This window comes from Lewinellaceae bacterium (assembly GCA_020636105.1).
In the GTDB taxonomy this organism is placed as follows: Bacteria; Bacteroidota; Bacteroidia; order Chitinophagales; family Saprospiraceae; genus BCD1.
In genome coordinates, this window is record JACJYL010000002.1 from 951,588 (window position 1) to 974,462 (window position 22,875).

At 45.8% G+C, this 22,875-nt stretch carries 16 protein-coding genes; 10 read left to right on the forward strand and 6 right to left on the reverse strand.

Annotated elements, in window-relative coordinates:
* Both H6571_20890 and H6571_20895 read right to left on the reverse strand, forming a co-directional pair.
* On the reverse strand, window positions 1-1,074 hold the full coding sequence (locus H6571_20890; protein ID MCB9326210.1) for a polysaccharide pyruvyl transferase family protein: 1,074 nt from the start codon (window positions 1,072-1,074) through the stop codon (window positions 1-3).
* The gene (locus H6571_20895; protein MCB9326211.1) at window positions 1,071-1,769 is read right to left on the reverse strand and encodes a hypothetical protein; all 699 of its coding nucleotides are present in this window, start codon (window positions 1,767-1,769) and stop codon (window positions 1,071-1,073) included. Before H6571_20895 ends, H6571_20890 begins: the two co-directional genes overlap by 4 nt.
* A 145-nt stretch (window positions 1,770-1,914) precedes the next feature.
* On the opposite strand from H6571_20895, the gene H6571_20900 reads away from it, so the two are divergent.
* The 5 genes from H6571_20900 (at window position 1,915) to H6571_20920 (ending at window position 9,143) form a co-directional block, all read left to right on the forward strand.
* Window positions 1,915-2,556: an N-acetylmuramoyl-L-alanine amidase gene (locus tag H6571_20900; protein MCB9326212.1), complete on the forward strand. Its 642-nt coding sequence runs from the start codon at window positions 1,915-1,917 to the stop codon at window positions 2,554-2,556.
* A 99-nt stretch (window positions 2,557-2,655) separates the two neighbouring features.
* Window positions 2,656-3,024, forward strand: coding sequence for a hypothetical protein (locus H6571_20905; protein ID MCB9326213.1), 369 nt, complete (start codon window positions 2,656-2,658; stop codon window positions 3,022-3,024).
* A 100-nt stretch (window positions 3,025-3,124) separates the two neighbouring features.
* Window positions 3,125-7,423, forward strand: a complete 4,299-nt coding sequence (locus tag H6571_20910; protein ID MCB9326214.1) for a CusA/CzcA family heavy metal efflux RND transporter — start codon at window positions 3,125-3,127, stop codon at window positions 7,421-7,423.
* Between the two features lie 37 nt (window positions 7,424-7,460).
* Window positions 7,461-8,621: an efflux RND transporter periplasmic adaptor subunit gene (locus H6571_20915; protein ID MCB9326215.1), complete on the forward strand. Its 1,161-nt coding sequence runs from the start codon at window positions 7,461-7,463 to the stop codon at window positions 8,619-8,621.
* Window positions 8,622-8,672: 51 nt separating this feature from the next.
* Window positions 8,673-9,143, forward strand: a complete 471-nt coding sequence (locus H6571_20920) for a heme-binding domain-containing protein (protein ID MCB9326216.1) — start codon at window positions 8,673-8,675, stop codon at window positions 9,141-9,143.
* Between the two features lie 342 nt (window positions 9,144-9,485).
* Here the strand turns inward: H6571_20920 and H6571_20925 are convergent, their stop codons facing one another.
* Complete coding sequence (locus H6571_20925) at window positions 9,486-10,019, reverse strand: RNA methyltransferase (GenBank protein ID MCB9326217.1); 534 nt, start codon at window positions 10,017-10,019, stop codon at window positions 9,486-9,488.
* A 71-nt stretch (window positions 10,020-10,090) separates the two neighbouring features.
* Here H6571_20925 and H6571_20930 point away from each other — a divergent pair, with 71 nt between their 5' ends.
* Entirely contained in the window at window positions 10,091-11,656 is a 1,566-nt protein-coding gene (locus H6571_20930) for a hypothetical protein (GenBank protein ID MCB9326218.1), read from the forward strand.
* A gap of 144 nt (window positions 11,657-11,800) precedes the next feature.
* Here H6571_20930 and H6571_20935 read toward each other — a convergent pair whose 3' ends face one another.
* Window positions 11,801-13,420: a CTP synthase gene (locus tag H6571_20935; protein ID MCB9326219.1), complete on the reverse strand. Its 1,620-nt coding sequence runs from the start codon at window positions 13,418-13,420 to the stop codon at window positions 11,801-11,803.
* Window positions 13,421-13,972: 552 nt separating this feature from the next.
* Between H6571_20935 and H6571_20940 the strand changes: the two genes are divergently transcribed.
* Complete coding sequence (locus tag H6571_20940; GenBank protein MCB9326220.1) at window positions 13,973-15,952, forward strand: OmpA family protein; 1,980 nt, start codon at window positions 13,973-13,975, stop codon at window positions 15,950-15,952.
* Between the two features lie 870 nt (window positions 15,953-16,822).
* Here the strand turns inward: H6571_20940 and H6571_20945 are convergent.
* Both H6571_20945 and H6571_20950 read right to left on the reverse strand, forming a co-directional pair.
* A complete protein-coding gene (locus tag H6571_20945) occupies window positions 16,823-18,577 on the reverse strand; it encodes a hypothetical protein (protein MCB9326221.1) in 1,755 nt (584 codons plus the stop codon).
* Between the two features lie 39 nt (window positions 18,578-18,616).
* A complete protein-coding gene (locus H6571_20950) occupies window positions 18,617-20,386 on the reverse strand; it encodes a hypothetical protein (protein MCB9326222.1) in 1,770 nt (589 codons plus the stop codon).
* Between the two features lie 382 nt (window positions 20,387-20,768).
* Between H6571_20950 and H6571_20955 the strand changes: the two genes are divergently transcribed.
* The 3 genes from H6571_20955 to H6571_20965 all read left to right on the forward strand — a co-directional run bounded on the left by H6571_20955 (window position 20,769) and on the right by H6571_20965 (window position 22,864).
* Entirely contained in the window at window positions 20,769-21,674 is a 906-nt protein-coding gene (locus tag H6571_20955; protein MCB9326223.1) for a TIGR01777 family protein, read from the forward strand.
* 77 nt (window positions 21,675-21,751) lie between these two features.
* Window positions 21,752-22,360, forward strand: coding sequence for a recombination protein RecR (gene recR / locus H6571_20960; protein ID MCB9326224.1), 609 nt, complete (start codon window positions 21,752-21,754; stop codon window positions 22,358-22,360).
* 45 nt (window positions 22,361-22,405) lie between these two features.
* Window positions 22,406-22,864: a hypothetical protein gene (locus H6571_20965; protein ID MCB9326225.1), complete on the forward strand. Its 459-nt coding sequence runs from the start codon at window positions 22,406-22,408 to the stop codon at window positions 22,862-22,864.
* Window positions 22,865-22,875 lie beyond the last annotated feature (11 nt).

The window sequence follows — 22,875 nt, forward strand, 5'->3', positions numbered from 1 at the left end:
TTATAATTTTTCATAAACGAGGGCTGCAAAGTCCTCGCAGTACTCCACAATGGTTTCCCGGTTATCTGCCCACAAATCGTTTCTCAGATTGGATTTAATGGCATTGAGATCTCCCATATTGTCCAAACGGTGTTCCACTTCTTTCAACAGATCATCCTTCACCAGGTTGATGTTCCATTCATCCATTCCAATGGTCTCCAGCATACTGATCGCCCGCTGATCATAACTGATCTTAATGGTCGGGATGTCGTATGCCAGGCATGGAATAAAACTGTGCAAACGGAAGGTGAGGTTGAGTTTTGTATTCTTAAGATAAGTCAGATAAGTGTAAACATCTTCTGTGTAAAGGTAATCCACTTCCTTGAAAGAAGCCGCAAAAGGAATGTCCCGGTGATCATGACAAAAGATTTTAATATTGCTGTACCCTTTCCTTTTGAGTAAATCGATCATCTGCAACATCTGATCCCGCAGTTCATACTGGTAAGAAACCGGAATGCTCATCAGTGTCGGGGTACGGATGGAAATGAGGACGTCCGTCTGATCCTTTTCGGAAATGGGAACGAGGTGCTGGGGCATTTCATTGATGAACAACGTCGGGCATCCGCCTACAATATTGTCCGTGTATCCCAGGCTGTCAATATGTGCTTTGGTGGCAATATCCCGCGACAGAGAGATGTCAGCATGTTTATTAAGCAAAGCAATATTGGCATCAGTCATCACATCAGTTCTGTCGACTAACTCGAGGTCTTTATTGTAAACCTTGCCCCTGGAAACACTGAAGATCATCATAGGTCTTTCCAATGCTTTTAGGGCTGTGGCGTTTACCTCCAGTTCACCGTTTTCATACAAATTTCCTCCCCCGACAATAACTCCATGACCAAACTGGTTGATCTCATAGATGGTTTGGGAACTGAGCCCTGCCTTTTTATGGCTTTCGTATTTACTGGTGGCCGGCAAAGAAATGACGTTGAAATTTTCTTTGAAAGCGTTCCTGATGAAATGATTGATGCCCAGATAAATGACATCGTTTCCGATGTTGAAACCTTTAGGCCGAATGGAATATAAGTTTATCATTTTTCTTTTATTTCTGTTTGCTTGTATAAGTTTATCAAATCCCGCAATGGAAGCGTATGAAAATCAACACCAGGATTTTGTGACACCATGACATTGAGTTTTTCCAGGTCTTCGGCCGTATCGACTACCAGCCTTATGTCATGGTCATTTATTGATGGGTCAATTATTTTATATAACCTGAATTGATCCGTATTATTATAAAACCATGAGGTAATGTGTTCCTGAAAAGAAAGCGTATTGATTTCGGGATAATGTTTTTTAAACAAATCGCTCCTCATCACTTCCACACTCATTCCGTAAGGAAAATGCCTGGGAAAAAGATTGGTCACAAAATCGTATTGCTCCGATGATTCCAAAATACGAATTCCTTCCCGCAATAACTTTTTACTGAGAAAAGGACTGTCCCCGTTTAACCGCGCAAAAATATCAATATTGTAGTAATTAATGCAATCAAATGTCCGCTTCGCCACATTATGTGTGTCGCCCCTGAAAAACCGGATCCCGTTTGTGAGGGCGATTTCGACCAACGGATCATCCACAGACCTGTCTGTGGTGAGCAAAATAGGTTCGACGCCTTCCAAAACAATGGCTCCGTCAATAGCCCATTGTATCAGTTTTTTGGTCCCCAAAAGTTTTAAGGCCTTTTGCGGCAAACGCTGCGAATCCATCCTTGAATAAATCAAAGCTGCTGTCATATCGGAACCCCAAATTTTTCACAAAGATTGACATTTTTCTCCTTTTAAAAGAATGAGCAATCTATTTCTTTCGGATTTTACCCGGCCGCTTAACCAAATATTATTATTATATTTGCCCTATTCATTCACCAAACTTTAATCACCCATGTTAGCTGACTATTGTGTTTACCTCGACGCCGGCCACGGAGCCATTGATGAAAATGGAAAATATGTCACTGCTCCCAATAAACAATTCGAACATTCCAAAGGTACCTTTCATAATGGCAAATGGTTTTATGAAGGTGTCTGGAACCGAAAACTGACCAACAGGGTTGCCGCGAAATTAAAAAATCTCGGCATCAGCCACCTGATCGTCAGCCATGAATACCTGGACTTATCGCTGGCCTACCGGGTGGATGTGGCCAACTGGCATCACAAAAATTACAAAAAAGGCATTTTCATTTCCAATCATGCCAATGCCTCCGGTGCCCATTCCGCCAGAGGATTCGAGGTTTACACCACTCCCGGAACCACCAAATCTGATGCCCTCGCTGAAATGCACTGGAAAAACGTAGACAGCCTGCTGGGAGATAAGATCAAAATGCGCCCGGGCACTTCGGACGGCGACCAGGACAAAGAGGCCAATTTTTACGTCATCAAATATACTTCCATGCCGGCGATGCTGGTCGAACATTTATTCTTTGACAATTACGATGATGCTATGTTGCTGATGGATGATGAAATTCTCGAAAAATTTGCTGAAGCACAAGTCAGAACGATCATCGATTATTTTAACAGTTTATCATAAATTCGAACTAAGTAACCTCGATCACAGCATTAAATTCATAATACTTTTATATTTGCGTAAATTTTCAATGAAAGTCGCTTGAAGTCTATCGCAAAAATAATGGCCCTTTATTTTTTATTGGGGAGTGCTTTCCCCAATACGGATTTTAGTCAGATCACTAGAATCCTAAACCTGCGCGATCATTTCAACCAACATAAGCAAGAGAAAAATTCACAAAATCAGCCATTTTCATTTACCGAATTTTTGACCTCCCATTACACCCAACCCAATCAACACCAGCATCCTAACGGCCATTGCCATCAAAATCTTCCTTTGCACCAATTGGGTCACTCGGCAGATTTTGTAGCGATTCATATTCCGGCCATTAAATCAGTAAAAATAGCTACCCGCCTGCCCAGGCATATCGTAGATACGCTGATGAATGCCAACGATTACATCCAGGCCGTTTTTCAGCCTCCCGTGGCTTAATTTCTTTTCTTTTTTTATCTATTTGATTCATGACAGAACTATCGGCATCCGGGCATTGTCCTGCCCGTATTGCTGATTATCCAAAAAATAATTCATTAAAATGATTGAACGCATCATTCACCTCTCTGTGCGCAATAAACTGGTCGTCGGGTTACTCGTCATCGGCCTTATCGCCGGAGGTATTTTTTCATTGCAACAATTGCCCATAGATGCCGTACCGGATATTACCAACAACCAGGTACAGGTAGTCACGGTAACGCCGTCACTCGCCCCACAGGAAGTGGAACAATTCATCACCTATCCTGTGGAAATGGCGATGTCCAACATTCCAAATGTAACGGAAATCAGGTCCATTTCCCGATTTGGGCTTTCCGTAGTGACCATTGTATTTAAGGATAATGTGCCCATCCTGGAGGCGCGCCAGTTCGTGAAAGAACAAATCGGCATGGCCCAGGGTGAGATTCCCGATGGGCTGGGCACTCCGGAACTGATGCCCATCACCACCGGGCTGGGTGAAATTTACCAGTACGTTCTCAAGGTAAAACCCGGGTATGAAGACCGGTACGATGCCATGGAACTCCGGACCATACAGGACTGGATCGTAAAACGGCAACTGGCCGGCACCCCTGGCATCATCGAGATCAGCAGTTTTGGAGGGCTTCTAAAACAATATGAAATCGCCCTCAACCCACTCTTGCTGGAAAGTATGGAAGTCAGCATTTCCGAAGTATTCGAGGCGCTGGCCAAAAACAACCAGAACAGTGGGGGAAGTTATATTGAAAAAGAATCCAATGCCTATTACATACGCTCGGAAGGTGTGTTAAAAAGCGAGGATGACATCAAAAATATAGTCATAAAAACCCGAAACGGCATGCCGGTTTTGATCAAGGATGTTGGAAAAGTGGGCTTGGGCAGTCCCAAACGATTTGGCGCCATGACCATGGATGGTCAGGGAGAAGCCGTCGGCGGCATCACCCTGATGTTAAAAGGAGCTAATTCTTCAGATGCTATTGCCAATGTTCACACCCGGATTGAAGCCGTTAAAAAATCTTTGCCGGAGGGCATCGAAATATACCCTTACCTGGATCGTTCCGACCTCGTGGGCAATGCCATAAAAACGGTAAAAACCAACTTATTGGAAGGAGGGATCATTGTGATTTTTGTCCTCGTGCTGCTGCTGGGAGATATCCGCGCCGGGTTGATCGTAGCTTCGCTGATCCCGCTTTCGCTGTTGTTCGCCATTATCCTGATGAATTATTTTGGCATTTCCGCCAATTTAATGTCTCTGGGCGCCATTGACTTCGGGATCGTCGTAGATGGTGCAGTGATCATTGTGGAAGGAGTATTGCATACCATCTTCACCTATCATGTCGGAAAAAAGTTATCCCAATCCCAAATGGATGGAATCATCACGGAAGCCTCTGCCAAATTGTTTCGGTCGGCCGTTTTTGGCGTATTCATCATCCTGGTGGTTTTCATTCCCATCATGACCCTCACCGGTATTGAAGGTAAGATGTTCCGCCCCATGGCGATGACTTTCAGTTTTGCTGTTTTGGGGGCGATGCTTTTGTCCCTTACCTACGTTCCTATGATGGCGGCATTGATCCTCAAAAAGAATATCCGGGAGCATCATTCTTTTGCAGACAAACTCGTGGGTTTCATGAGAAGGTTGTACCGGCCCACCCTGAATTTTATATTAAAAATTCCTTCCCTGGTCATCGGAGCTTCCGTTATCGCCTTAGTGATGGCTGCTTTGGTTTTCAGATCCATGGGAGCAGAATTTATTCCTACCCTGGAAGAAGGGGACCTGGCCATGCAGATGACCATCCAGCCGGGAAGTTCTTTGACCGAAAGTGTAAAATCTTCCAGCAGGGCAGAAAAAATATTATTGGATAATTTTCCGGAAGTAGAACATGTTGTTTCCAAAATCGGAACGGCCGAAGTCCCCACGGATCCCATGGCCATTGAAGACGCAGACATCATGATCGTGCTCAAGGAAAAAGGCGAGTGGACCAGTGCGAAAACAAGGGAAGAACTCGCTGATAAAATGAAAGAAAAGCTGGCCGTGATCCCGGGCGTTTCTTTTGAGTTTACCCAACCCATTCAACTGCGTTTTAACGAATTGATGACCGGTGCCAAAACCGATATTGCCGTCAAAATTTTCGGGGAGAACAACGAAACCCTGAAACGTATTGCTGAAGAAGCCGCGGCTTATATTGTAAATATCCAGGGAGCCGGCGACGTAAAAGTGGAACAAACTGATGGTTTACCACAGTTAGTCGTACAGTTTGATCGCCAAAAGATTGCCCAATACGGGCTGAATATTGAAGCCCTCAATACGTTGATCAGAACGGCTTATGCCGGAGCCGCAGCAGGAGTCATTTTTGAGAACGAGCGAAAATTCGACCTGGTGGTACGACTCAATAAAGCGGGCAGGGAAGAGCTCAACCTCAACCAGCTGTTCATCGACCTCGAAAACGGCCGCAGTATTCCCCTGAGTGAGGTCGCCAAAGTGGAATATATCGAAGGACCGGCCCTCATCAGCCGGGAAGATGCCAAACGAAGGATCAATATAGGGATCAACGTGCGAAATCGTGATGTGGCCAGCCTGGTGGCTGATATAGAGCAAACACTGGCCGACAAGATAACGCTTCCTGCCGGGTACACCATCAAGTACGGTGGGCAGTTCGAAAATCTCGAAAAAGCCAAAAAACGACTCGGAATGGCGGTACCTGTGGCATTGTTAATGATCTTTGGCTTGTTGTATTTCACCTTTGAAAAAATAAAATACGCCCTGCTTATATTCACGGCCGTTCCACTTTCTGCGATTGGAGGAGTGATGGCACTTTGGTTGCGGGATATGCCTTTCAGTATTTCAGCAGGAGTAGGGTTTATCGCCCTTTTCGGGGTGGCTGTTTTAAACGGGATCGTGATGATCAGTTATTTCAACAGGCTGAGATACGAAGATGGCATGACTGACATTCGGGAAGTAGTGCTCGAAGGAAGCCTGGTCCGCCTGCGGCCGGTTATCATGACCGCGACGGTAGCGGCTTTAGGATTTCTCCCCATGGCCTTATCCACCGGTAATGGAGCAGAAGTGCAAAAGCCCCTGGCTACGGTAGTTATCGGAGGGCTGATCACCTCTACCATGCTTACCTTGCTGCTGCTGCCCGTACTGTATAATCTAGTCAACAAAAACGTAAAAAGACCCAAAATAGGAAAAGCTGCCATGATCGTCTTGCTGGTCGTCGGAGTCGGAACCCTCCGGGCACAGTCGCCTGTAATCACCCTGGAGACGGCACTGGAAAATGCCATGCAGCAGCATCCTGACCTGCAAAATGCAACGCTCAGTATCCAAAAGAACCAGTTGTCTCTGCAATCGGCCCGGCAAATCCCGGCTACGGATTTCATTCTGGAAACAGGGCAGATCAACACGAACCTTTTTGATTACCGGTTTGGCATCAACCAGTCAATAGGCAATCCTGCGGCAAACAAAAGCAGGAAAACCCTGGCACAAGCCAATATAGGGCTGGCGGAGAAAGAATTGGTAACTATCCGCCGTAATATTTCGGTAGAAGTCAAACAGGCCTGGTACAATTGGCAGCACAAGAACCAGAAAGTAAAATTACTGGCAGAACAGCTTGCCCTGATGAAGGAATTTGTCGATAAAGCGGCTGTGCAATTCCAGGCAGGTGAATCGGGCAAACTTGAAAAAACACTGGCGGAAAATGAATTACTGAAAATTCAAAGAGGCCTTCTTTACGCTGAAGCCGAAAAAGAACAGGCTTACACTCAATTGGCCCAGGCAGCTTTTTTTGGGGAAAGTTTCCAAATTGCGGAGGAACAACTCACGATCATGGAACTCCCCGGTTTTTCCGAATCCCCGGGTAATTCCTTTACCGCACCATTTGCACAGCGCATTGAAGTGGCCAGGCAGGAAACATTACTGCAGCAAAAAATGGCCAGACCTGAATTTTCAATAGGTTATTTCAACCAGAGCATACGTCCCGATTACAGCTTCCAGGGCGTGCAGGCCGGGGTGAGCATCCCCTTGTGGAAAAAAGCCCAGGGTGCCCGCATCCAGCAAGCGCAAATTGCAGAGGCCCAGGCCATGAATACCCTCACTCACCAGGAGCAGATCATCGGAGAACAATTTTCTTATTTCCGAAATAAGACCGCTCTCCTGTTTGAGGAGCTGAATACTTCTGGTCAGGATATCCAGCAAAAATCCGCTACGCTTCGAACCCTTGCAAAGCTACAGTTTCAGCAGGGGGACATCAATTATTTCGATTATGTACAAAGTCTGAACGTAGCGCTGAGTAATGACCTGGATTACCTCGATCTGCTCTTTAATTATAACCAGTCGGCTCTCTACCTCGAATATCTTAGCGGAGAGTAGGAAGGTCTTTTTTTATAAAAATCTAAAGCAAAAAAAAATGCAAAATATAAAATCAATTCTTTTATTACTGGCCCTCGGGGCTTTTGCCTCTTCCTGCCATTCGGGAAAGGAGGAAGCTAATATATCTGATGAAGTAACCCAGGAAATGGGACAAACAAATGGTACCATCCACCTTTCCGAAGAACAAATAAACATGGCCGGAATAACCTACGGAATGCCGGAAAAACGTAAGGTATCCTCTTACATTGAATGTACCGGAAAGGTAGAGGTACCGCCAAATAGCCTCGCCTCCGTTTATTCTTCTGTGAGCGGGTTCATCGGGGAAGTACGGCAATTGCCGGGTGATTATGTCAAAAAAGGAACTTTATTGACGACCATCAAACACCCTGACATTATCAAGCTTCAGACCAGTTACCTGGAAAGCAAAAGCCGGCTGGAATTTGCCGAGCAGGATTTTTTGCGAAAAAAGACCCTGATTGCGGAGGATGCCACCTCCCAAAAAACGTTCCAGGAAGCTAAATTGAACTATGAAACCGAGCAGGCTTCCTTCAAAGGCCTGAAAGCCGAACTGGACCTTATCGGGCTTTCCGTCAGTCAAATTGAAGCAGGGAATATTCAGCCTTACGTACAAATTTACGCTCCCATCAACGGGTTCGTGGCGACGGTAAATATTAACAAGGGTAAACTGATAGGTCCCAGCGATCTGCTTTATGAAATCGTAGACGACAGCCACATGCACCTGGAATTGCAAATTTTCGCCAAAGACATTCCAAAAGTCAAAAAAGGGCAGTATATTGAAGCCTTTGTTCCCGGGTTGGAAGATAAAATTGGAGCAGAGGTTCATTTGGTGGGCCATGTAATCGATATGGAAACCAAAACGACCATGGTTCACGGGCATTTTGAAGACAAACCCGCAACCCTGACCGCCGGAACTTATTTACATGCACGGATCTTTGATGAAGGGAAAGAGGTGCTTGCCGTTCCAACTACAGCTATCGTTAGGAGCGGGGAGACATCCTCTGTTTTCGTTTTACGAAATGGAAATTTTGTCAAAATAGACGTAAAAGTTGGAAATTCTGATGAAGAATTTACCGCAATAGAAGAACTGCAACTTTCCGAAGGCGATAAACTGGTTACGAAGGGATCCTATTACATCAACGGCTCATCAGGCGAAGATGAAGGAGCGCATAGTCATTGAAAATGTTTAATGGAATAAGGTTTCACATAATCATTATCTAAAATGTTATTTATGAAAAAGAAAATTTTATGGGGTGTTCTCGCCCTGCTTGTTATCATCCAGTTTTTCCGGATCGACAAAACCAATCCGACATCTGATCCGGCAAAGGATTTTATTGCGATGACCAATCCGCCGGCTGAGGTAGCAGGGATGATCAAGGCCAGTTGCTACGATTGTCACTCCAATCAATCGGTTTATCCCTGGTACACCAACGTGGCCCCCGTTTCCTGGTTTATCAAAAAACACATCAATGAAGGTCGGAAGCATCTCAACTTTTCAGAATGGGGTAACTACGAAGAACGCCGCAGGAATCACAAACTTGAAGAATTTTACGGAGAGGTGAACCAGCGCGAAATGCCTTTGCAGTCGTACCTGATCATCCATTCCGAATCCAGGTTGACCGACGAACAGGTCAAAAAAATGACCGACTGGATTGTGGAGATCGGCGGCGAAGGAGTGAAAGGAGAAGGGGAAGAGGAGTAACTGATTGCTCGTTACTCGTTGCTCGTTACTCGTTAAAAAACTTCGACATTCGGTGCCTGCCTGCTACTGCGCCACGCGGCAGGCAGGTTCCGTGTTCGCTATTTGATATTCCGTTAGTTTTGAGTTCCAAATAGTTTCAGTTGGTTTCAAATTGAGCGCAGCGAAATCGTACAGCAGGTCAGGAGTGTTCCAGATTGCTTCTGATGGTTGCTCGCTGATCATGAAACAATAAGGTTCATTCCTGATAATCCCTTAATCCTGAAAATCCTGATCCTGACAGGTGTTATTCGTTGCGCTGTGTTAAAAAACCAGCAACCAGCAACGGAACCCAGTAACAAGCAACTAGTACCCCGCCCCCTTTTTAAACACATCCCAAACCACCACACCGATACACACCGAAATATTGAGGGAATGTTTGGTGCCAAATTGAGGCACTTCAATACATTCATCCACCATTTCCATGGCTTCTTCACTTACACCCGTCACTTCATTGCCGAAGATGAGGGCTGTTTTTTTATTTCCGGGAAGCACAAAATCCTGCAAAAGGGTACTGTTTTCGGCCTGCTCAACCGCCACAATATGGTAACCTTCCTTTTTCAAAGTGGCAATAGCCTCTGTGGTTTTTTCCACGTACGACCAATCCATGGAAGAGGTGGCACCAATAGCTGTTTTGAGAATCTCCCGGTGAGGAGGCTGTGCTGTGATCCCGCACAGGATCACCTTTTCCAAGGCAAAAGCATCTGCTGTTCGGAATGCAGAGCCTACGTTGAGACCGGATCGGATATTGTCGAGCACAATAACGACAGGCGTTTTTTCCAATTTCTTAAAGGATTCAACATCAAGCCTATTGAGTTCCTGAAGTTTTAATTTTCGCATAATTTAGATGGTTGTCACAAATTTCGGAAATTTACCTTACTTTTTGACGAATTATCATTTTTCATGCCACCATGACTAAAATAAAACCCGTGCAGGAATCTACCCAATTCAACAGCTCCCCCTTTTCGCTCCTCCTCCAGGCAGGGTTGCTTTACCTTGTTTTGCTCGCTGCCCATGGTTACATTTTTGGGCACCAGGACCTGATCGAGATCCAGGGATACCTCAACTTCCTGGAAGATCCAACCTGCTATGCCAACGACTTTTATCTCCAAAACATCACCGCCCGGGTGCCCAATGAAAGATGGATGTTCGTCGAGTTCCTTCATTTTTTCAACATCAGTACTCCCTGGAGTTTTTTGATTTCTCATTTTATCGTCTCTATGTTCCTGATGACCGGGATGTTAAAAACAGCTCAGGAATTGGTCAGGGATGAATTCTTTGCCTTTTTGGCCGTTTTTGCGACCGTTATCGTTTTTTACAAGATCAACCTGGGGGGCAATGAACTTTATTACAATACGTTATCCTCAAGCCTGGTTGCCAAAAGCATAGGCATCTGGAGTTTTTATTTCTTCCTGAAAAAGGCACCCACCACGGCCGTCCTTCTCCTGATTCCCGCAACGCTGATTCACCCTATCGCAGGGGTCCAATTGTTTCTTATTTGCTCCGGCATCATTGTAGTGACCCTGATCAAAACCGGCGTTTCTTCCGATAAACTCCGGTTATACTGGAGTATTCCCGTTTATTTGCTCACCGCCGGGTTATGGCTTTTTTTCCTGGAAAAACAATTTTCGGGAGGAAGCCTGGGCAATGAAGGGTTCTTTGAAATCATACGTTTCCGGCTCGCCCACCATTTTATTCCTTCGGCTTTCGGATTGAAAAATTATATCATCCTCCTTCCCATTTTCCTGTTTGCCTGGAATCACTTCCGAAAGCAAAATGATACCCTGTTCTGGTTCTTCAACTTTGCAATACTGGGGCTCGTCGTTTACACCCTTGGAGTGGAAGTGCTTCACGGCTCCGTTTTTCTTTCCACCCAATGGTTTAAAACGACCATCTGGCTCAAGTTCTTTTCGATGATCGCGATAAGTACGGGGGTGGCTGATCTTTTGAAGAAACATTTCCCAACGCTCAAAAAAAGTCTTTTTTTCCTGTTTGCTCTGGCATTAGGTGCCCTGACGACCTACCTGTATTGGAAAATCCCGCAAAGGCATCCCTCCTCTTTCGACATGCCGTGGCGAGGGGATTACAATGATGAAATAGCCATTGCGCAATTGGCCAAAAGGCTCACGCCCCGCGATGCTCTTTTCATTACCCCCACTTATTATACTCATTTGAAATATTACGGAAAACGAAGCACTTATGTGGATTACAAGGCGATGGTGCACCACAAATCAGTCCTGCAGGAATGGTATCGCAGGGTGAAAGAAATCTATCAATTCAGGGAAGATCAGAATTCCACGCAAAGGCTCTCCGGCACCCCGCTCCGGCTGCCGGCCTCCCCGGAGGGCATCGAAAGATTGAAGTCTCTCGGCATCACCCACATGATTACCGACGCTCCGCTGACAGGTTATGCAAAATTGCTCGGCCAGCGAGGGAAATATTATTTGTATGAAATTGACCCGGGACTAAAAAATTAAGGTATTTTTTTATTTTTTAACCGCAATGAACGCAAATGACAATCCGTACCGGCAGGTCGGGATGTTCCATTTGCGCCTTCCTTGCGACCTCAGCGGTTAAATGATCCCGTTTAAATCCTCCCCCACTAAAATCCCTAATTCTTGCTAATTCCTTTGTCTCCGGTAAGCCATAACCGCCTTCACAAAGGAGACAAAAAGCGGATGCGGATTCTCTACGGTACTTTTTAACTCGGGATGAAACTGAACGCCCACAAACCACGGATGATTCTTCAATTCGACAATCTCCACCAGACCTGTCTCCGGATTGATGCCCGTGGCTTTCAACCCGGCATCTTCCATCTGCTTTCTGTAAGCATCATTAAATTCATACCTATGACGGTGACGCTCCATAATCTCCGAGGCCCCGTAAGCCTTGTAAGCCAAAGAACCCGCCTCAAGAGTACAGGCATAAGCTCCCAAACGCATGGTGCCGCCCATCATGGTTACTTTTTTCTGATCCTCCATCATATCAATGACCGGATAGGGCGTATCCTGATCCACCTCAACGGAAGCAGCACCTTTAAGTCCCAAAACGTTGTTGGCAAATTCCACCACGGCACATTGCATGCCCAGGCAAATACCAAAGAAAGGTTTTTTCTCTTCACGGAGATATTGGATGGCTTTTATCTTTCCTTCAATGCCCCGGTGTCCGAACCCGGGCGCCACCAACACCCCGTCAAAAGCATCCAGCCGCCTGGCAACGGTAGCAAAATCATCTTCCAGCATCTCCGAATGCACCGGCTCCACGATCACGCGACACTCATTGACCGCCCCGGCATGAATAAACGACTCATAGATCGATTTATAAGCATCCTGCAATTCATTGTACTTGCCTACCAGCCCGATCTTGACCTCGTAAGTTGGATTTTTCAACTTGCCCAAAAAGGTTTTCCATCCCCTTAGTTTAGGACTGCTGGTATCCGGCAATTTCAATTTTTGAATCACCGTGGCATCCAGCTTTTCTTTGAGCATCAGCAAGGGCACATCATAGATAGACTCCGCATCGATAGACTCTACCACGGAACCAATATCTACATTACAAAACAACGCCAGCTTTTCACGAATTTCATTGTTCAAAGGATATTCCGTCCGGCAAACCAGGATGTCGGGCTGGATTCCGGTATTGAGCAATTCCTTTACCGAGTGTTGGGTAGGTTTTGTTTTCAATTCTTTGGCAGCCCGAAGGTAAGGGATCAATGTCAGGTGGATCACCAGGCAATTTTCACTCCCCAACTCTCTTTTCAACTGGCGCACCGTTTCCAGGTACGGCAATGATTCAATGTCTCCTACCGTACCGCCAAGTTCAGTAATCACAATCTCAAAATCACCCGATTGGCCCAGCAGAAGCATACGCCTTTTAATCTCATTGGTGATGTGTGGAATGATCTGAACGGTTTTGCCAAGGTAATCCCCGGCCCGTTCCTTATTGATCACCGTTTGATAAATACGGCCCGTAGTGACGTTGTTGGCCTGGGAAGTCGGTGTATTCAAAAACCTTTCATAATGCCCGAGATCCAGGTCCGTTTCCGCCCCGTCATCTGTAACATAACATTCGCCATGTTCATAAGGGTTCAAAGTACCCGGATCGACATTAATATAAGGATCGAATTTTTGGATGGTAACCGTAAAGCCACGTGCCTGAAGTAATTTGGCCAGTGATGCAGAGATGATTCCTTTTCCGAGAGATGAAGTTACGCCGCCCGTAACAAAGATGTATTTCGCCATTAGAATTTGTATGTTTTGCTACGGAATGCAAAGGTAAACAATAAAAAGTTTAAAGTTTAAAGACTAAAGGCTAAAGTTTGAAAGGAAATTCAGGCTTATCCCTTTTTCTTTCGTCCTGGCCTTTTTTAACATTCCCGGGGGCCCCACTGCGCTACGCTGGTGGCCGGGCTATCCGCTGTCGCTCCTATCCCTGGCCCTGCTCGTCCCTGCGCCGCCCTTCGCTAAAACGCTCCGGCAAATTAACCAGGCAAGGCTAATCAAGACTGCAATTTCCAGTACTAAATCTTTCAATTATTTGTAAATCAAATCTTTGCACCTTCCACATATCTCTATTTATCCCAAACCATCTCAACATAAGTGAAGGAACAAAAATAAATTGAACCATTTTGCGGTAGACTCCCTTTTAGGGTCGGGGCGAGCGGGGCAATGGTTCAATTTATTTTGTCCACCTCCTTATCTCTATTTATCCCAAACCACCCCAATCCAACATTTTTACAACAATCCCAACCCTTGAAGCGTTTTTTATTTATCTTGCAAAATAACCATTCAGCTATGAAAAAAACGTTTGCCCTACTCGCCATAATTGCCATGACAATCGTCACCGCCTGTACTTTTACCCAAAAAATCCGGGACGGCAAAACAGCCTTTGAACGCAAACAATACGCCGTGGCGGAAAAATTGCTCAAAAAAGAATACGACAAGGCAGAGAGCCGTGTAGAAAAAGGCAAAATTGCCTTCCTGCTCGGAGAATCCTACAAATACCAGAACAAAAGTGACGCCTCCATCACCTGGTATGAAACAGCCTACAACAATCAGTTTGGATATGAGGCACAAAGGGAATTTGCCTATGCCCTCAAAAAAGCAGAACGCTACGGGGAGGCCGCCATCGCCTTCAAGGATCTCGGTTTGGAGATCGGCAGTCCTTATGAGTACCGAAGGGAAATATCCGCCTGCCAGATCGCCGAAGGGTGGAAAAAGATCAAAAACCCGGAATACAAAATTTCCCTTCCGGATTTCAATTCAGGAGGGGCCGATTATGCGCCCGCTTTTTACGGCGACAATACCCTTGTTTTTACCTCCGACCGCAAAACGAGCACCGGAGAAGATACCTACAACTGGACCGGCAACGAGTTTTCCGACCTCTTCAAAGTGGATCTTTCCACCAATACGGTGACCAACTTCGATCCTCTTTTGAATTCTGAACACAATGAAGGCACCATTACCTTCAACGGAGATTTTACCGAAGCCGTTTTCAGCCGTTGTTACGGCGAAAAATTCGAGGATGACTATTGTAAATTGATGTTCACGACCCGCCAGAACGGCGCCTGGTCGGAACCCTTGCCCCTGCCTTTCCAGGAACCTTCCATCAATTACGGGCAGCCCAGCCTTTCCAAAGACGGCAAAACCCTGCTGTTTGTAGCGGAACATCCCGACGGGTGGGGAGGCACAGATATCTGGATCACCGAAAAAAATGACCTCGGCGAATGGGGCGAACCCAGCCTCATGTCGCGCAGCATCAATACCATTGGCAACGAAGCCTTCCCCTATCTCGATGAAGATACCCTCTATTTTTCCTCTGACTTCCACCAGGGCATGGGCGGACTCGACATTTTCAAGACTTACAAACTCAACACCGGCGGCTGGTCGCCTGCATTCAACCTGAAACCACCGATCAATTCCGGCTACGATGATTTCGGCTTCATCGTCGATTATACTTCCGCCCGGCCGAAGGATGTACTCCAGACCGGTTATTTCACGTCCACCCGACCCGACCTCGGGATCGGCGGAGATGATATTTTTAAATTTGAAAAACGAAAGCAGGAAGAAATAATCGCGGTAGTGCCCGAAGAGGTGGATTACAAAATGTCGCTGGACGTTTATGTATTGGAAAAAATCTATGCCGAAACGGGCAACCCCAACAGTGCGGTACTGGGTCGAAAGCCGCTTGACGGGGCCACCCTTAAAATCACCATCGGCCAGCGCAAACAAAACATCACCATCGATGAAAGCGGATTGTACTCCCTGGACCTGGCCGATGATACCGATTACCAGTTCCTCGCCGAAAAGCAAGGGTTCCTGAGCAGTCAATCCCGCTTCACCACCAAAGGCATCGGCAAAGACCCCAACAACCCGGTAAGAAAATTCGAACTGGAAATCGTGCTCGACAAAGTATACGCCAATACCGAAATCGTCCTCGAAAACATCTACTACGATTTCGACAAATGGAACCTCCGCACCAGCGCCAAAGCCACCCTCGATGTCCTGGCCCAAACGCTGAGCCTCAACCCGCGCATCACCATCGAACTCGGCTCCCATACCGACTGCCGTGGCAATCCGCGTTACAACCAGGAACTCTCCCAACGCCGGGCCCAGGCCGCCGTGGATTACCTCATCTCCAAAGGCATCGACGGCTCCCGCCTCATCGCCACCGGTTTCGGAGAAAACAAACTGGCCATCGACTGTGTCTGCAGCCAATGCACCGAAGAAGAGCACCAAATCAACCGCCGCACGACGTTCAAGGTGATTGAGTAGAATGCTGGTTTTACTGGTTGCTCGTTTCAGAACACTCATAAATCTGGCGAAAAACCTACCCCGCTTGCGGGGTCAAATTTGACGGCAACTTAATTCCAGTTTAGAAATACCATCATGTCAAATTTGGGGGTGTCTACGCTTGCGGGGTCAAATTTGACGGCAACTTAATTCCAGTTTAGAAAAATCACTCATGTCAAATTTGGGGGTGTCTACCCTTGCGGGGTCAAATTTGACGGCAGATAAAATACCTGTTTGAAAAGGCTCCAACGTCAAATTTGGGGGTGTCTACGCAAGTGCTAGTTCCTCGCTGTTCCAGATGGTTCCATGTTGAGTGCAGCGAAATCCCGTACCGCAGGTCGGGAGTGTTCCAGATGGTTCCAAATTGTTCCAGATGGTTGCGCATTGATCATAGAACCAAAAGATCCAATCCTGCAAATCCTATAATCCCAAAAATCCTGATCCTGACAGGTGGCTCGTTCCTCGCTGTTCCAGATGGTTCCAGGTGTTTCAGGGGTTTTCTTCCGACTACCTAATAATTCAAACCGTCCCCGTCTATCGTTCACCAATTCTGCTTAACTACAGCCTTCCTGACAAAAAAATGCCTTTCCAGCGGCTAACACACAGTGAAAAGGCATTCCCTATAAAATTGTTCAAACTACCCTGATATCATCTCATCAAAACATCGTAGCATTTCAGCATCGTAGCATCGTAGCATCACAGTATCGCAGCATTGAAGAAATCATCGAAGTATCGTAGTATCATTGAATCATCGTATCATTGAATCATCGCATCATTGAATCATCGTATCATTGAATCATCGTATCATTGAATCATCGTATCATTGAATCATAGTATCATTGAATCATCGCATCAATCCTTCAGCTCAAAATAATTCGGGAAATAACCAGGTAGCATAGGCGAAGCATCCCAGTTGAAACGTTTGTGTACGATGACGCGACTCACGGGCACGATGAGATAAATTTCGGGTTGCTCATCATAGATGATGTCCTCGAGTTGCCAGTACAATTTTTTCTTGGCTTCCTTATCGGTCGTTTTGACGATCTCATCAATCAGGGCATCCGTTTCCGCATTGCCGAACCCTACACGACCTGCGCCTCCGGTGTGCCAGTTTTGTTTAGGATTCCAGCTTACCGGAGGCCAGCTCCTTCCACCCGGAGCGATGTCATAATCTCCGGTTTTGGTATTCTGCAACAATACGGCATAGTCGAGGGCTTTGGGTTCAATGGCAAAACCAGCTTTTTTGGCAGTCTGCTGGATCAAAAGAGCCAGTGTTTTTTGGCGCTCACTCTGCCCGGTGTACTGGAATTCCAGCTCCATTTCCACTCTTTCTCCATCAATGTCCTTATCCACTACGCCATCGTTGTTGGTATCTTCCCAGCCGGCTTCTTTGAGCATTTTTTTCGCCAGATCAATATCGTAAGCAGGGGGCTGAAGATCGCTCTTGTAATAGGTAGCGGAAGGATGCACCGGTACGGCAAAACGAACCGCCAGCCCGGCGTAAACGGTTTCTATGATCTGGTCCACGTCAATGGCATGAGCCAGGGCTTTGCGGACTCTTTTATCGGAGAGTTTATCCGACCTTCCATTGAGGAACAGCATATAATACCCGAGGAATGGCGGTGTCTCAAAATTGTAGATAGAATTTAAAAGAGAATCCTCCCTGAGTTCCTTAAAATCATTGGGGTCAATATTGGCCATGGCATCCAGTTCCTCAGACTTCAGAGCTGAAATGGCGGTCACATTATCCACAATGGGTTTGTAGATCAACTTGTCTGGTTTAGCGGATAAGCTGGGGTATTTTCCCGCAAGAGCCGTGCCCCACCAGTTCTCTTTTTTTATCAAAACCACTTCCTTGCCGGTTTCCCAGCTTTCAATACGATAAGGGCCGCTTCCCGATATAGAATTTACATCATGGGAAAATTTGGGAGAGCTGAATTCCTCGGCAAACTGCCCGATCCGCTCATTGCTTTGTGACAAGCCTTCCATTTTTTGTTCATCCAGGAAATCGGTGAGGGGAATTTCAGCCAAAAAATTCTGTGCATCGTAAATATGGGCTGGCATCACAAACATGGTGTTGGAAATGGTCTCAACCACATTGTCTGTTTTTTCGGTGTAAACAGTAAAACGTTTGGGGTTCTTTCCATCCACCTCAATGTCTTTGATCATTGAAAAATAGGGCCTTACCCGCTGGGTAGGCAATTGGGGTACAAAAACAGTCTTTACCGTAAAGACGTAATCATTCCCGGTAACGGGCGTTCCGTCGTCCCAAACAGCTTCCTCGAAAATTTCAAAAGTATTGGCCATTTGGCCCGCATGAGGGCCTTCGGTCATTTCCTTTTCCTCGGGCCATGCCTTGGCCAACTGGGGAATGAATTCAAGTGTCTTGGGGTCAATAGATAACAGGTAAGAAAAAACCTGCATATTCACCTCGGTGGCATAAGCCGTTGTAGCCAGCATGGGATTCAGCCGGTCAGGGCTTTCATCCAGGCGAAGAATCACTTCATTGGTCGTCCGTTTCCAGTTGACCGATTCATCTTGTTTAGGGTCAGTCTTACAGGAAGAAAGTATTATTAATCCAAACAGGAGAAAATAGATACGTTTCATGATTGTTTGATTTTAGATTTATGATTGTATGCTTTAGATTCAATTTAATATTTCAAAAGTATTTACAAGGAACCCCGGCTTCAAAATGGAAGGGGCTCCTTTCAGTCGTTTACTGATGGCAATTTTTTCCCGGGGGGAGAAAAGCAGGATTACAGGTTGTTCCTCATAAAACAGTTCCTGGAATTTTTTGTACAAAACCGCCCTTTCGTCAACATCCAAAGTGGTACGGATGGCATCGATCAAAGCATCGGATTCGGCATTGCCAAATCCAAAACGATTCGATCCATCGGGGGTATCGCTGCTGGTATGCCACAACTGTTTGGGATCGTCCGGCAGTGGATCAAGCCCGTATGCCCTGGAAGTCAACTCGTAATCCCTTTTTTGCATGTCTTCCGAAATAGCGCGAAATTCTTTGGTGACAATATTGATTTTCACCCCTGCCTTTTTGGCGTTGTCCTGAAACATCAGGGCCAGGTTGGCTCCAAAATCCGAAGATTTCGTGGCCAGGTAATCGAGGGACATATCCACCCGCTGACCATCGATCATCTTATCGGCAATTCCATCATTATTACTGTCTTTCCATCCCGCTTCTTCCAGCAGGGCGATTGCTTTTTTTACATTAAAATCGATCAGAGGGAGTTCATGATGGTAGTAAGGGCGAATCTTTGGAAAAGGCCCAACCAACCTTTCGGCAAAGCCGTCATAAAGATGCTCAATGGCACTGTTGACATCCACGAGATGTGCCAATGCCCGGCGCACCTTTTTGTCTTCGAGTTTTTGATTTTTGTTGTTTATGGCAATGTAATAAACATTTGCCGTAGTCGGAGTATATAAGTCAAACCGCTCCAGTACCAATTTGTTGTCCAGGAGGGCGGAAAAATCTTTGGAGTCGATCTGACCGGCAGCATCCAGTTCTTCTGCCTTTAGGGCGGATACCGCTGTAGTCTGATCCGGGATGATCCTGTAAACGACTTCTTCCGGAAAAGCAGTCAGGCTTGAATTTTTATCGGCAACCTTGTCGGCCCACCATTCTGCTTTGCGCTTAAGTACAATTTTCTGCCCGTCTTCCCAGGCCTCCAGCGTGTAGGGGCCCGCCCCGACAATAAATGCTTTTTCGCGGGCATATTTATTGGAATTAAAAGCTTCTGCAAATTGAGCGATTGCCGGTTCGCTTTGAGCCATGTTGTCGGCTTTTTCAGGTTGAACCAGGTCAGCAAAAGCAATGTCGTTCATTGAACCTTCCGGGTCATAAATATGAGCAGGCAGTACCACCATATTGCTGATGGCTGGTTCGGCAAGGATATATTTTCGGTTGGTCACAACGGAAAATTTGCGCAGATCGTCGGGATATTGCTTTATGTCTTCCAGAAAGTCAAAATAACCGCGATAGGGAGCTGAATTCACCAGCGGGTTGAACATTGCTTTAAAGGTAAACACTACATCGGAAACGGTAACCGGGCGGCCGTCGGTCCAGGTAGCTTCTTTCCTCAGCCGGTAGGTGTATTCTATCTTACCATCCTCCCGTTCTGTAACAGTAGGGGCACTTTCCACCAATTGAGGAACGAGTTCAAGGCTGACCGGGTCAAAAGCCATAAGGCCGGCAAAAAGCTGGTCGATCACGGCGCGACTGTAGGTATTTACCGTTGTCAGGGGATTCAGGCGATCCGGTTCATTGGCCAATCGAACATAAATGGGGTTTCCTTCGTTAATAAAGTCAATGGCAGGTTGTTTATCCGTAGATTCCCCTGAACATGAACTAAAAAGATAAATGATCATGGCAAGGGGGAGCCATTGCAAACTTTTTTTCATCAAACTGGAAATTTTAAAATCACCTGAAAGTAAATCTTTTACGAAGTTTTCACTTCCCTAAAATCCATTTACTTTCCAATGAACCATTCTTAACCATTTAAAGTTAAAAGGCTTAAAAAAAAGTTCACCGTCAATCCATCAAAAATAATGAATCGAAAGCAGTAAGCAGATAACATTTTCTCAAAATTTGCCCTAATTTAAGCCTTTTTGAATTAAAGATGGGAGCTTGGTCAGAATTTTAAACCTAAGGAATCAATAAATTGTATTTATAGACAACATACAAACCATGAAACGCTGGAAGAAAGCAGTTTTTGAATATCGAAAGACTGATTTGATTAACCTCATTTTTTTAAAGATACGGAGTTAAAATAACATAAGCTTTATGCAAAAAAATGTACTGATCGCCGGGGGAAGCGGCCTGGTGGGAAAAAGACTGAGTGAACTATTGAGCCAAAAAGGTTACTCGGTCAACTGGCTCAGCAGAACCAAAAACAGCGCAGCAAAATATCCGGCCTACGAATGGGATCTGGAAAAAGGTTTCATAGAGGACGAAGCTATCCAAAAGGCCGATTATGTGATCAACCTTTCGGGAGCGTCCATTGCCGACAAACCCTGGACCGCAAAAAGAAAACAGGAAATCATTGCCAGCCGTACCGAAAGCATACGCCTTTTAAACCGTTATTTTAAAAAAATAAAATTCCCTGAAGTTTACTGTTCGGCTACGGCAGTAGGTTATTACGGGAATGCCGGCAACCAGCTGGTCGATGAAACCACTCCCCCTGGTCAAGAAGGTTTTCTCCCGGAAAGCTGTATCCTTTGGGAAGAAGCTTTTCACGAGGTGAAAGAACCCGGGTTACGTACCGTTGCTCTCAGGTTAGGAATAGTGCTCTCGGACAAAGGCGGGGCATTGGAAAAACTGGCCATGCCGTTTAAATTTTTCATGGGCAACTGGCTCGGCAGCGGCGACCAGTGGTATTCCTGGATCCATATCGACGACCTCTGCCGAATGTTCATCCATGCCCTCGAAAATGACAACATTCAGGGTATTTATAATGCGGTAGCCCCAAATCCGGTAACCAACAAAGCCCTGACCTACACCTTGAAAAAAGTGATCGGCAAGCCGGCCATAATGATGCCCGTTCCGGAATTTGCCCTGCGTATCGGCATGGGCGAAATGGCCGACATGGTACTTGATAGCGCCAAAATTTCTTCCAAAAAGATAGAAAAAACAGGTTTTGATTTTTTGTACCCCGATTTGGAGCAGGCCCTGCAAGATTTGATCACCTGATTATTTGAGCATGAAATCATCAAAAATAATCGGATAAATCCTGTAAATGCTAAAATCCTGATCCTTATATTTACCGCATGAATTTTTCGTCAAAATTAATAGAGGAGGCGGTAGAAGCTTTTGCCAGCCTTCCCGGAATAGGAAAAAAAACAGCATTGCGCCTGGTGCTCCATCTCATCAAACAGGATGCAGAGAAAAGTGAGGAATTTGCCAACGCCATTGTCAATATGCGCAAGCATATCAAAACCTGCCAGCAGTGCCATAATATTTCCGATGATGACATTTGTAGTATTTGCAGCAATTCACGCCGCGACCGATCCGTCATTTGTGTGGTGGAAAATATTCGCGACCTGATGGCGATAGAAGATACCGGACAATTTCGCGGATTGTATCACGTACTTGGCGGCATCATCTCCCCCATTGAAGGCGTAAGCCCTTCCGACCTGACGATTGATGGCCTTTTATCGAGGGTGGACAAAGGCGAAGTCAAAGAGATCATCATGGCCATCAGTCCTACCATTGAAGGAGATACCACCATTTTTTACATCACCAAACAACTGAAAAACAAAGGGGTAAAAGTCAGCACCATCGCCCGGGGTGTTTCCTTTGGCGGAGAACTGGAATATGCCGATGAGCTCACCCTGGGGCGCTCCATTTTGACCCGGACGCCTTATCAGACAGACTAGTTGCTGGTTGCTGGTTCGTTTGACTTAATTTTAAAAATGTGATCTATGCAAAGCTATTTTGACAATTTTGAAGGGTTGAACAGCTATATTCAAAATAATGTCAAAGGCAGCATCCTGGTTTCTTATCGTAATTGTGCAGATTACGAAGGAATGGTTTTGGGCATCATGATCGTTTTTGATGGCAGAGAACCCAAATACGAACTGGATTTGCAATGGATGTCGATGGGCCTTGATCTTTATGGGGATACTTTACAGGAAAGTTATGTGTACCAATTCGTCAGTCTCGAAGCATTACTGGAGTATCTCTTGTTAAAATACCATATCAACATCAGTGATATTCCCTTGAAATATCAATTTGACCTCAGTCAATTTCCCAACCCAATTAAAGATGAAGCCAAAAAACCGCTTTTTGAAGCTGCCTGGCAAAAGTTTCAGGTTGATTTTGAAAACGGGGCATTCCTGGACCCTTCCCTGAAACTGGTATACGATTCTCTTGACCGCTAATAAATATCAAG

Excerpts from the sequence above, each read along its gene's own strand:
- H6571_20890 (MCB9326210.1), bottom strand. The coding sequence starts at position 1,074 with ATGATAAACTTATATTCCATTCGGCCTAAAGGTTTCAACATCGGAAAC.
- H6571_20895 (MCB9326211.1), bottom strand. The coding sequence starts at position 1,769 with ATGACAGCAGCTTTGATTTATTCAAGGATGGATTCGCAGCGTTTGCCG.
- H6571_20900 (MCB9326212.1), top strand. The coding sequence starts at position 1,915 with ATGTTAGCTGACTATTGTGTTTACCTCGACGCCGGCCACGGAGCCATT.
- H6571_20905 (MCB9326213.1), top strand. The coding sequence starts at position 2,656 with ATGGCCCTTTATTTTTTATTGGGGAGTGCTTTCCCCAATACGGATTTT.
- H6571_20910 (MCB9326214.1), top strand. The coding sequence starts at position 3,125 with ATGATTGAACGCATCATTCACCTCTCTGTGCGCAATAAACTGGTCGTC.
- H6571_20915 (MCB9326215.1), top strand. The coding sequence starts at position 7,461 with ATGCAAAATATAAAATCAATTCTTTTATTACTGGCCCTCGGGGCTTTT.
- H6571_20920 (MCB9326216.1), top strand. The coding sequence starts at position 8,673 with ATGAAAAAGAAAATTTTATGGGGTGTTCTCGCCCTGCTTGTTATCATC.
- H6571_20925 (MCB9326217.1), bottom strand. The coding sequence starts at position 10,019 with ATGCGAAAATTAAAACTTCAGGAACTCAATAGGCTTGATGTTGAATCC.
- H6571_20930 (MCB9326218.1), top strand. The coding sequence starts at position 10,091 with ATGACTAAAATAAAACCCGTGCAGGAATCTACCCAATTCAACAGCTCC.
- H6571_20935 (MCB9326219.1), bottom strand. The coding sequence starts at position 13,420 with ATGGCGAAATACATCTTTGTTACGGGCGGCGTAACTTCATCTCTCGGA.
- H6571_20940 (MCB9326220.1), top strand. The coding sequence starts at position 13,973 with ATGAAAAAAACGTTTGCCCTACTCGCCATAATTGCCATGACAATCGTC.
- H6571_20945 (MCB9326221.1), bottom strand. The coding sequence starts at position 18,577 with ATGAAACGTATCTATTTTCTCCTGTTTGGATTAATAATACTTTCTTCC.
- H6571_20950 (MCB9326222.1), bottom strand. The coding sequence starts at position 20,386 with ATGAAAAAAAGTTTGCAATGGCTCCCCCTTGCCATGATCATTTATCTT.
- H6571_20955 (MCB9326223.1), top strand. The coding sequence starts at position 20,769 with ATGCAAAAAAATGTACTGATCGCCGGGGGAAGCGGCCTGGTGGGAAAA.
- recR (MCB9326224.1), top strand. The coding sequence starts at position 21,752 with ATGAATTTTTCGTCAAAATTAATAGAGGAGGCGGTAGAAGCTTTTGCC.
- H6571_20965 (MCB9326225.1), top strand. The coding sequence starts at position 22,406 with ATGCAAAGCTATTTTGACAATTTTGAAGGGTTGAACAGCTATATTCAA.